This window comes from Chryseobacterium scophthalmum, assembly GCF_900143185.1.
Lineage (GTDB): Bacteria > Bacteroidota > Bacteroidia > Flavobacteriales > Weeksellaceae > Chryseobacterium > Chryseobacterium scophthalmum.
Genome location: NZ_FSRQ01000001.1, coordinates 1,888,799 through 1,900,203, shown reverse-complemented (window position 1 = coordinate 1,900,203; position 11,405 = coordinate 1,888,799). Strand labels below are relative to the sequence as shown.

General features: G+C 33.3%; 10 protein-coding genes. 5 read left to right on the top strand and 5 right to left on the bottom strand.

What is annotated here, in order from left to right:
• The first annotated feature begins 2 nt into the window (after positions 1-2).
• The gene (locus BUR17_RS08575; RefSeq protein ID WP_143747546.1) at positions 3-443 is read left to right on the top strand and encodes a hypothetical protein; all 441 of its coding nucleotides are present in this window, start codon (positions 3-5) and stop codon (positions 441-443) included.
• A 42-nt stretch (positions 444-485) separates the two neighbouring features.
• Here BUR17_RS08575 and BUR17_RS08570 read toward each other — a convergent pair whose 3' ends face one another.
• Positions 486-701, bottom strand: a complete 216-nt coding sequence (locus BUR17_RS08570) for a hypothetical protein (protein WP_074229879.1) — start codon at positions 699-701, stop codon at positions 486-488.
• A gap of 223 nt (positions 702-924) precedes the next feature.
• On the opposite strand from BUR17_RS08570, the gene BUR17_RS08565 reads away from it, so the two are divergent.
• The 3 genes from BUR17_RS08565 to BUR17_RS08555 are packed head-to-tail and all read left to right on the top strand — an operon-like array spanning position 925 to position 3,858.
• Positions 925-2,256, top strand: a complete 1,332-nt coding sequence (locus BUR17_RS08565) for an amidohydrolase (protein ID WP_074229878.1) — start codon at positions 925-927, stop codon at positions 2,254-2,256.
• Between the two features lie 18 nt (positions 2,257-2,274).
• The gene (locus tag BUR17_RS08560) at positions 2,275-2,940 is read left to right on the top strand and encodes an ankyrin repeat domain-containing protein (protein WP_074229877.1); all 666 of its coding nucleotides are present in this window, start codon (positions 2,275-2,277) and stop codon (positions 2,938-2,940) included.
• Positions 2,941-2,964: 24 nt separating this feature from the next.
• Positions 2,965-3,858 carry a helix-turn-helix domain-containing protein gene (locus BUR17_RS08555; RefSeq protein ID WP_084550474.1) on the top strand — a complete coding sequence of 298 codons (894 nt, stop codon included), beginning with the start codon at positions 2,965-2,967 and terminating at the stop codon, positions 3,856-3,858.
• Between the two features lie 196 nt (positions 3,859-4,054).
• On the opposite strand, the gene BUR17_RS08550 is transcribed toward BUR17_RS08555, so the two are convergent.
• From BUR17_RS08550 to BUR17_RS08535, 4 genes are all read right to left on the bottom strand, one after another.
• Entirely contained in the window at positions 4,055-5,227 is a 1,173-nt protein-coding gene (locus tag BUR17_RS08550; RefSeq protein ID WP_074229875.1) for a hypothetical protein, read from the bottom strand.
• 399 nt (positions 5,228-5,626) lie between these two features.
• Positions 5,627-6,664 carry a hypothetical protein gene (locus tag BUR17_RS08545; RefSeq protein WP_074229874.1) on the bottom strand — a complete coding sequence of 346 codons (1,038 nt, stop codon included), beginning with the start codon at positions 6,662-6,664 and terminating at the stop codon, positions 5,627-5,629.
• Positions 6,665-6,760: 96 nt separating this feature from the next.
• Complete coding sequence (locus BUR17_RS08540; RefSeq protein WP_074229873.1) at positions 6,761-7,921, bottom strand: hypothetical protein; 1,161 nt, start codon at positions 7,919-7,921, stop codon at positions 6,761-6,763.
• A 28-nt stretch (positions 7,922-7,949) separates the two neighbouring features.
• The gene (locus BUR17_RS08535) at positions 7,950-10,523 is read right to left on the bottom strand and encodes a TonB-dependent receptor domain-containing protein (RefSeq protein ID WP_074229872.1); all 2,574 of its coding nucleotides are present in this window, start codon (positions 10,521-10,523) and stop codon (positions 7,950-7,952) included.
• Between the two features lie 187 nt (positions 10,524-10,710).
• On the opposite strand from BUR17_RS08535, the gene BUR17_RS08530 reads away from it, so the two are divergent.
• Positions 10,711-11,388: a response regulator gene (locus tag BUR17_RS08530; RefSeq protein ID WP_074229871.1), complete on the top strand. Its 678-nt coding sequence runs from the start codon at positions 10,711-10,713 to the stop codon at positions 11,386-11,388.
• Positions 11,389-11,405: the final 17 nt, after the last annotated feature.

Sequence of the window (11,405 nt, the reverse complement as noted above, 5' to 3'; positions counted from 1 at the left end):
ATATGAAATATTTAAGATTTATAATAATGTTTATTGTTTTTGTAGGAATGATAATATTCTTAAAAAAAACAGGAACAGAAGAATATGCTGAAAAAAATAAAGTTTTAAAAAATGGGGTTGTATTTGAAGGAACTGTTACAGATATAAAAATATCTCGTAATCATAGTTTTGGTATATTAAACTTAAATATAGTTAATTCAAATGTTCAAGATTTTTCAAAAAAATTAGAAAAAGGAATATATCCTTACCAGATTAAAGGGAAACAAGCTGAAATTTACTTACCTATATTTGCCGAAAGACAAATTGGTGATAGTGTAAAGGTAATTTCTGATAAGGAAATTATTTATTATAATGGTAAAAAATCTAAAGATGAAGGAGATGTTTATATTATCACAAATTCTGCAGATATAGCTTTTGTAAAAGAGAATACTATATTTAAATAATAATAAGTAAAGTTCCCCGCTCGCCCCTTCGCTCCCGCACGATTATATCGTGTGGCAGATAAATAAAACCCACTGCAATTTTGCAGTGGGTTTTGTGTTATAATAATGTTCTGTTTTTGTATTATGAAACAGAACTAAAGCACAGCAATATTTTTTGATTTTCAAAACCTGAATAATACCATCTACTACAGCAGAAAGCAGGTGCTTTTTATTTTCGAGATCAAATTTTTCGATATCGTTAAAAAAACAGTTGAGCATTGTAGGATCTTTAAAGGTGTTTACCTTTTTGTCCTTCCTAAAAGATAACCAACTGTATATTTCTATATTGAAATTGATTTAACCTTCACTTCTTTTTAATTTTTAATGGAGGCTTCTTTTGCTTCAAGACAAAAGAAAATCAAAAAATTCATACAAGCAATGTGATAAATGATACAATTCTAAGACCTTAGTTCTTACTAATTTTGTATCATAGAAATTGAATATGGAAAGGTCTAATAATATTTCGCGAAAAGATTTTTTGAAAAGCTCTGCTTTAGCAATGGCTGGAATTACTTTAACGCCTACAGTGATGAGTGCAAAAATGCTTTCTGAAGATAAAGTTTTAGGAGTAAATGGCAAATTAATTGTTAAAAATGTCCGTCTTGAAACCGGTTTTGAATACGAAGAAGGCGAAGTGGTTTCTACAAAGACAGATTTGTTTTTGGTGGAAACAGAAAATGGGAAAATTACAAAAATAGCTCCGAATAATCCTAAAGCAACAGCAGTGGATGCAAAAGGATTTTTGATGCTTCCGGCTTTTAAAGATATGCACATTCACCTTGATAAAACTTTTTATGGCGACAAATGGCAGGCTGTAAGAAAAAGAAAAGGCGGAGTAAAAGGAATGATTGCTTTGGAAGAACAAATCATGCCGGAAATTCTGAAAAATTCTACCTATAAAGCAGAAAAAATGATTGAATTGATTCAGTCTAAAGGAACTGCTTTTGCAAGAAGTCATGTGAATATTGAGCCTACTTCCAAACTCGATTCTTTGAAAAATTTACAGAAAGCTTTAGATAATAAAAAGAAAAGTTTCGGGGCTGAAATTGTTGCCTTTCCGCAGCACGGAGTTTTTTACAAAAATTCTGTTCCTTATTTGAAAGAAGCAGCTCAGATGAATATCGATTTCATCGGTGGAGTAGATCCTTACACGATTGACGGAGCGATTGAAAAAACAATTGATTTTACGGTACAACTTGCTTTAGATCATCAAAAAGGAATTGATATTCACTTGCATGAAACCGGAGAATCAGGTTTGAAAACGGTTGAATACCTTATCGATAAAGTGAATGAAAATCCTTCTCTAAAAGGAAAAACATTTTTTAGTCATTGTTTTATTTTAGGTAAATTAGATAAAATAAAACAGGAAGAGATTGCCGAAAAATTAGGCAATGCTCAAGTGGGAATTGCTTCAACGATTCCTATCGGAAATTTGATCATGCCGCTCCCGACTTTACAAAAACATAATGTAACCGTTTATACCGGAAACGACAGTATCATCGATCATTGGAATACGTACGGAACCGGAAGTGTTTTAGAGAAAGCCAATCTGTATGCTCAGCTTTACGGTCAGTCGACTGAATTTTTGCTTTCAAGAAGTTTAAAATTAGCAACGGCAAATCTAACTCCTTTGGATGATAAAGGTGTTCAGCAATGGCCGAAAATAGGTGCTGATGCCGATTTTGTTTTGCTGAATGCAAGCTGTTCTGCAGAAGCGATATCAAGAATTTCAAACGTAGAATCTCTTATTTATAGAGGGAACGTGGTATTTTAATTAAATAAAAATCAGGCGATGAAAGTTTTGTTTTTTCTGTTGTGTTTTATCAGTGTAAATGCTTGCGAAAAAAGCTTTTCTCAACCTGTAAAAGAAATTATGATTAATGGTGAAAATGTGATTGAGCTTGTAAAGAGCAATAATGCAGAAGGATTAAGAACGGCTTTGGAAAACGGAGCCGATGTGAATACGAAAGATTCGAGAGGAAGATCCTTGCTGCTTCTTGCAGCCGTAGGAAAAAAGATAAAAATTGCGAAACTTCTTGTCAAATATAAAGCGGATGTTAATCTGCAGGATCAACAATTGGACAGTCCGTTTTTGTTTGCGGGTGCAAACGGACAGACCGAATTGGTAAAATTATTTCTGAAAAACGGAGCTCGTTTTGATGTTTTTAACAGATACAATGGAACGGCTTTAATTCCTGCCTGTGAAAGAGGTCATGTAGAAACGGTAAAAGTTTTGGCGAATACGGAAGGTTTTCCGATTAATCATGTGAACAGATTGGGATGGACTGCTTTAATGGAAGCGGTGATTTTAGGTGACGGTAGTTTAAAATATCAGCAAATTGTTCAGATTCTTAAAGATAAAGGCGCAAAAGATATCGCCGATAACGAAGGAATTACCGCTTTGGAGCACGCAAAATCTTTAGGTTATAAAGAGATTGTAAAAATTTTAGAATCATAAATTGTCTCAACTTATATTCTGAAAATGATTTCCTGCATAAATTTCACTAATTTTAGGCAAAAATCATTCGGAGTGAGCCGTCGTTCAGATCATTTTCCGGTTTTAGGTATTCAGGATTTCAAGGATGATCATTCTTTGGAAACGCGTCTCTTGTTTAATGAGCTTTATGGAGAACGTTCTATCGATGATCCGCACAAGCATGATTTTTTTATCATTAATATTTTTGAAAAAGCAAAAGGGAATCACACCATCGATTTTGTAGATTATGAAGTGAAAAATCGTCAGATTCATCTTGTTTTCCCCGATCAGGTGCATCAATGGGAAATTGAAGCTGGAACGGTAGGATATCAGTTGATGATCAGCAGAACTTGGTTTGAAAGTTTAATTCCTGCTTTGAGGTTTTCACAACTATTTTACCAAAATCATCCCGTAATAGATCTTTCAGATACGAGTTTTGAATTTCTGGCTTATGAATTTAAGACCATCAAAAAACTGTTGAATGATGAACCAGTTTTTTGGGAAATGATTCAGAAGCGAAGCGAAATGATTGGATTACTCATCAGTGAAGCGGTAGAATTTATTTTTAAAAATGATGAGCAATACCATTCGAATCCTGTTTTTTCAAAATTTTTAAACCTTATTGATGAATATTTTAAAGAAGAACGGTCGGTTTCTTTTTATGCTAAAAAGCTCAATATTTCGCCCAATTATTTAAATATTATCTGTAAAAAAAGCATTAATTCTTCAGCTTCATCGCTTATTCAGGACAGGATTTTACTTGAAGCAAAGCGTCTTCTGAAAGTTTCAAAAAAATCGGTGAAAGATATTGTTTTTGATTTGGGATTTTATGATCAGGCAAGTTTTTCAAAATTCTTTAAATCTCAAACGGGAATGACGCCTTCTCAATTCAAAGAATGATCATTGGAAAAGGTTGAACTCCTACGGAGTTCTAATTGTGGTTATTACTATCCTACAAAGGTATTGCTCCTCCGGAGCTGCCCAGATTGTGAGACAAATTGGTATAAGGAAAATTATAAATGATATAAGTTATTGTTTAAACAAAAATTCCTCAGAAAACATTTCTAAGGAATTTTAATATTGATTTTGAATTTAATTATTGTAATCCGGACCAACCAACTGCCCAAGTTGGTGTTAAAATTCCGTTTCCGGCTCCGGTTGCATCAGGTTTTTCGGTATAGGTGTTGTCTAAAATTGTTACAGATGTACCTGCTGTTGAAGTAGCTGAAATCTTAGTCGTAACATTGGTTGCATTAAATAGAATGTCTTTTATTTTACTTTGACCGTTAAAATAAGTAACGGTTGCGTCACCTTGTAAATTAATACCTGTTTTCCAACTTGAAATCACGGCATTTTCAATCGTTGCTTGCGCTCCCGATGATAACAGTATACCATTAGCTTCGCCTGTGTCATTTCCTCCGATTACTGTCACGTTTTTGATAGTTGCGCTTGATTGAGGAGAAGCAGTAGGATTTGTAGTATTATTAATACCTTTAATTCCATTATTTCCTGTGCCGTCTGCTTTTCTTTTGGTATAAATATTTGTAGCACTACCAATCCATCCGTCTTTATAACTGAATGCATGATTGGTATTTCCGATTGAAACAATGTTTGAAACATTTACCGTTCCTCCATAAATTTCGATACCGTCGTCTGCATTATTTAAAAGTGCTACGCTTTCTACTCTGGTCTCGTTACCAATCCCGAAAAGAGAAAGTCCGTTAAATTTTTTACCGGCTGAAAAGTCCGCACCTGCGTATTCAATTCTTACATAATTCAGTGATCCTGAATTATCGGTAGTATCGGTACCTCCGTAAGTTAAATTTCCGATTTCTGATGAACTTGTATTTCCTGTATTGATCGGAGCTTTGCCACAAATAACTATTCCACCCCAATTTCCTGCTTCGGCTGTTGTTGATGTAAATAAAACTGGTGAACCGGGAGTTCCGTTTGCATAAAATTTTCCACCCTGTTCTACAAGAACATAAGATGAAGCTCCTGCTGTCGCAGTAATTCTAGTTCCGGCAGGAATAACGAGAGTTCCGCCATTTTTTACCGTAACAATACCGGTGAGTTTATAAAGCTTCATCGGATCAAGTGTTACAACTTGTCCGTTAGTAATATCACCTTTAAAATTATTAGGATCCTGAGCTATTCCAATAACTGGAATTGCAGAAGTTATATCTTCATCTTTACCGCACGAATGAATGGTAAATGACGAGCCAATAATAAAGGCAGCGATGATTATTTTTAAGTGATTTTTCTTCATAATTCTCAGATTACTCTTCTTCAACGAGATTTTTATCAATCTATTTTGAATGAGAAGACCAAATTACCATTTTTCTGTTTATTATCCCAATTCAAACGGTAATGAATTGATTTTAGATTAAATATTATGATTATCTATTATTAATTATATTATTTGATTTTAACGCAAAGCTCGCCAAGTTTTTTTAACCACTAACTGTTTTTAAGTTCGCAAAGGCGTTTGACTTACGTCGAATCTTCGATTTCACTTAGCAAAGAAAACAAAGAATTTTTAATTGAGACGGATTGATGACAATTAAGAAATATTTTAAAAATAAATTCAAATTGGTACAAAAAATAACCACGCCCGGAAAATAAATTCCGGGCGTGGTTTTGCATTTCATATGAAGAAAAAAAAAGTTTATTTTATTAAAACCTGACGTGATTTCTCATTAGTTCTTAAGATATATTTTCCTGAACCTAATTGAGATTTAATATTCATAAAATCTGTATCGTCTGAAGTGGTTTTTAATTTTTTAAGCAAATTACCGTTCATGTCATAAACATTAACTTCAATTTTATCACCGATATTTGCCATTTTACTATGATAACCTGCTCCTAATAATTTTATATTATCATTTTCATTGGTTTCTGCGATTGTATTATCTTTATCTAAATGAAAAGCTACTCCCATAAAACTATTCGAACCAAAATCTGCTATCGTTGCTTCAGTTGTGACCTCTGCACTGTTTTGAGCTTGCCCAAAACTTAAATATTGAGTTTTTACGGTTTTAGGAGGAACGGTCGGATAATTTCCCTGTAGTATATCAAATTGACATAAATCAAATCTCAAATTATTTATAGCAGCATTACCTGTTTTAGTTACTATAACTTTAAATTGATAACTAGCATTTTTTTGCAATTGAGGTCCTCCGTTGCTACTTGTATTAGAATCAAAGATTTTAACTCCACTTAAGCTACTATAAACCTGAACAGATGTTATTGTTAAGTTTGGAGTTTCGATTGGGCGAACATATTCTAACGTTTTTGTTAATTCTGGAATTAATATACTACCGTCATTATTATAAACAGGCCAAGTTTTAATTACCAAAATATATTTCAGAGCATTTTTTACTTTAGAAAAATCATCCCATATTAAGTTCCAAGTATCAATAGTCGTTGATGTAGGATAGTAAATTGGATCATAATTAGAATCATCAAAAACAGAATTAGTGAAAATCCGCGTATCGTTTGATACTACATTATAGTACATTGCTAAATTATAACCTCTGTATTTCCCCTGTACATCATAGTTATAATGTATATATTGATCAGAACCTACGTAGCTTACTTTGAAATTAGAAAAATCGGCTTGTGTACTAAAATCTTGAGAAAATACAAATTGACTGATTAAAATAAAAGCAAATGCTATTTTGCTAAATAATAAATTTAGTTTCATGATATTAATTTTAAATGATTTGGTGATTTTAAAATAGACCGTTCAAATTTTTTCAATAAAATTTGAACGGTCTTCTGTATAATTAATTTAGATATCTTACAATCCAGCCCAACCTGTAGCCCAAGTTGGAGTGTTTATTCCATTTCCTGCACCAGTTGCAGAAGCATTTTCTGAATAAGTGTTTGCTAAGATTGTTACGGCTGCACCTGCTGTATTTTTAGCAGAAGCTTTAGTAGCAACATTTGTATCAAATTTAACGTTAGTAATCTTGTTACCACCGTTGAAATAAGCTACAGAAGCATCATGCTCTACATTGATACCAGTAGTCCAGTTAGATAATACCAAGTTATCAAAAGTACCATAAGTACCAACTCTTAATTTTAATGCATCAGCTTCACCTGTTGTACCTCCGATAAAAGTAGCATTTTTAATAGTAGGGTTAGATCTTGGATTTGCGTTGTTATCCAAAGAGTTGTTATCAGCTTCGATACCTCTATTACCAACACCGTTTGCTCTTCTTTTTGTATAAATGTTTGTTGCAGTTCCATTCCAACCTTCAGTCCAGTCGAAAGCATCATCTTCATTTGCAACAGATACGATATTTGATACGTTTACTGTTCCTCCAAAAAACTCGATACCATCATCAGATCCGTTGATTAATGAAATGTTATCAATTGTAGTTCCGTTACCAACTCCGAAAAGAGAAAGACCGTTAAATTCTTTATCACCTGTAAAAATTGCACCTGCATATTCAATTCTTACGAATTTTAAGATTCCTGAATTATCAGAAACATTAGTTCCTCCATATGTTGCATTACCTACTTCAGCAGTTGCAGTAGTTCCTTTATTAATAGGAGCTTTACCACAGATTACTAAACCTCCCCAGCTTCCTGGTGTAGGGTTTGGTGAAGTCATTACGATTGGAGAAGAAGCTGTACCGTTTGCGAAGATTTTACCATCTTGCTCAACTGTAATATAAGCAGAAGTACCACCTGAAGCTTCAATTCTTGTTCCTGCAGGAATTACTAATGTACCACCAGCTTTTACGGCAACAGCACCTGTAAGTTTATAAACTTTTGTTGGATCTAAAGTTACTGTTTCACCAGACTTTACTTCTCCTTTAAAGTTGTTAGGATCAGAAGCAATACCCGAAGCGATGATTTCTTCGTCATCATTATTACTACAAGATTGGAATACTACAGCTGTTGTCGACATAATGAATGCAGCAGCTAATAATTTTAAAGTGTTCTTTTTCATTTTACAATATTTTATATTTATTTTTTATTTAGAATTCGTAAGAAATGCTTGCTCCTACAGCTGTTCCTCTTTTATATTTTTTTGATGCAAGTTCATTTCCTGTTATTAGATTGTCTTGAACTCTTGTGAAATAAGGATTAATTAGGTTTCTTCCAGTGAAAGAGAAGCCCATTCCATTTGATAATTTAAATTTCAAAGTGGCATCTAAAGTACTGAATGCCTTATCTACCATATTTCCTCTGTTTTGTGTACCTAAAGAGTAAATGTTATCTGAAATATAAGAGTATGAAACAACCAAATCCATCGAGTTTTTGGTACCCCATTTCTGTTCTAAACCAATATTGGCATTAGCTAAGAAATCTGAAGCACCCTGCATTTTATCTTTTGTAACATTGAAGTTAGTAGAGTAATTTGATTGTCCAGGTCCTGAATTCTCTTTAGCAACTTTGTCGTTGTCAAGTTCTTGTTCAGTATTTAAATAAGTACCGTTCAAGAATGCATATAATCTTGTATTACCAGTACTGTAAATGTCTTTTCTGATTTCTGCTTCCACTCCATATACTCTTCCTGTGTCTCCTACGTTCATTACAGAAGTAGAGTTGGAAGATGAATTAATGGTTACTCTTGCAAGAGGATTTTGGATATATTTTCCAAATGCAGATAACGACACTAATTCATTTTTACTTGGAAACCATTCCCATTTTAAATCTACATTATAGTTGTCTGCAAGGTAGTTTGATTGATTACCCAATGTACTTTCTTCAATATCTTCATATTCGAAAGGTGCAATTTCAAGTAACAATGGTGAGGTGTAGGTTTTAGATCCCGCTAATCTTAAATTATGTTTATCATTTAAGCTATATTTTAAGTTGAAAGCAGGTAAGATTTTATTGTAATCTCTGTCCTGTTTTCCTTCTTGAATTGCAGTATTGTATTTAAGTTTTTGCATTAGATTTTCGTATCTTACTCCAACCTGCGCTGTAAACTTATCGCTGAATTTGTAATCTACATTTACATAACCTGCATTATTAGTCATTTCAGAAGTAAATGTTTGCGGAATTAATGCTTGTTCCGGAGAATATTTCACATCACCTCTAAAAGTTACAACATCAAAGAAAACTCCCGACTGATAATTAGCAAGATTAAAGAATGTGTCATAATTTTTAGGATCAACAAAGTAGCTTCCCTGTACCGGCAAAATTCTAAAGTTATATTGTGTTGCTTTGAAATCACTGTCTTTATATCTTCCGCTATATCCTAAAGTAATTTTTGCGCTTTCTCCCAATTTGTAATCTGCATGAATATCACCTACAAAATCATTCTCCAAAAGCTGATCGTAATATCTGTTGTTTGCTCCAGGATTACTACTTGCGAAGAAGCTATAGTTTTGTTGTTTGTCTAAAACAGTTACATTCTGTTGCCTGTCTGGTCTTCTGCTGTCTAATCTGTTATAACCAATATTCCAAGATATTTTCAATGGTTCAGATAATGTATGCTCACCTCTTAATTGGTTTACTAATAAATCGTTAATACGAGTTGTGGCTCTTCTCAGCTGAGTTGTGTATCTTGTCTGGTTAACATCATTATCATAATAATCTCTGTTATATCCTGAGAAATTTCCTAATTTCTGCTCAGAAGTATGGATATAATTTGATGATAGATTAATATTATGATTAGGATTAATTTTGTAATTAATATTTACTAAACCAGTTGTATTGGTAGTATATTTAAATTCTTCTGCTTGAGTATATATTCTAAGAGCATCGTCCTGTGCGCTATATGTACCTCCTGTGATTCCGTTAAAATATTCGTAGCTGTTATCAAAACCTCCGTATCCGAAAATACTTAGTTTTCCTTGGCTTCCAACTTTGAAATTAGTTCCGAAATCAAAGCTCAAGTTAGAGTTGAAAGGATTGTTTACTTCCTGATCTTTCCAAGACGTATTAAAAACATATCCTCTATTTGCAACTGCATTTTTAGAAGGCTGTTCCAGTTTAGCAAAGCCAAAATAGCTTGGTCCGTCCTGAAGGAAATAATTGTTTTTTTGTACTGCATTAAAGTTTACAGAAGACCCTAAATTAATTTTAAAATAAGGCTTTCCGGTGTAAACTTTTGTTACAATGTCAACATTGGCTCCAGACATATCACCCCAAAGCCTTGGGTTGTACACTTTTTCCAGACCAATAAAATCGATCATATCAGTTTTGATGATACTTAAATCGATGTTTTTGTATAAAGGATCGTTTGAAGGAACCTGAAGTCCGTTAATCGTTGTAGAGTTGTTACGGTCACCAAGACCACGGATAAAAATTTGTCCGCTACCTTCTTGTTTCTGCGATCCTGTTGCTTTCGTTACGGCTACAGAAACGTCACCTACACCTTGTTTTTCCAGCTGTACAGAACCTACACGTTCAATTACTTCAACAGATTTTCTCTGTACAGTGATGATGTTAGATTCGCTGCCCTTCTTTGTTGTTCCCTGAATAATAACACCCTCAATCTTTTTTTCGTTCTTTACGGTGTCATTTTTTTCTTGAGCGTACATTAAAGTACCAGATGTGGTAAGGAATAATGCAGCGATACTCAGTTTTCTAAAATTCATTTCTTTTTTACTAATTACTTTCGGTGCAAAGGAAGAAAAGATTGTTCGTGTAAATGGTTTAGTAAAATTTAAATTTTTCTTAACTAAACATTACGAAAAGGAAATTATTGTTAACTTTATGTGAACGATAACCATTGTGTTAATCCATCATTCAAAATTGATTAACTTTGAAACGTAAAAATTGAAAATGAACCAAAAGAAAATTCTTCTAATAGACGATGAACTCGATATTCTAGAGATTCTGTCTTACAATCTGGAAAAAGAAGGCTACGACATTTATACCGCTACAAATGGTAACGAAGGTATAGATAAAGCTAAAGAAATTATTCCTGATTTAATATTATTAGATGTAATGATGCCCGAAAAAGACGGTATCGAGACTTGCCAGGAACTTAGAAAAGTAAAAGAGCTGCAAAAAACGCTTATAGTTTTTCTTTCTGCAAGAAGTGAAGAGTTTTCTCAGTTGGCTGGCTTTCAGGCAGGAGCAAACGATTATGTTGTAAAACTAATTAAACCGAAAATTCTTATTTCTAAAGTAAATGCATTGCTTCAGCTGACTTCTCAGGTTTCTGATAATGCCAAACTGATCGAAATAGGTGATTTAATCATTGATAAAGACAACTTCAGAGTTTCAAAAAGCGGGCAGCAGTTTTTATTGCCTAAAAAAGAATTCGATTTGCTTTATCTTTTAGCTTCAAACACAGAAAAAGTGTTTAAAAGAGAAGAAATTCTTGAAAAAGTTTGGGGGAATGACGTGATTGTTGGTGAAAGAACAATTGATGTACATATCCGTAGACTGAGAGAAAAATTAGGAATCAACACGATTCAGACTTTAAAAGGTATTGGGTATAAATTAATTGTTTAGCTCAAAAAATCCTAACT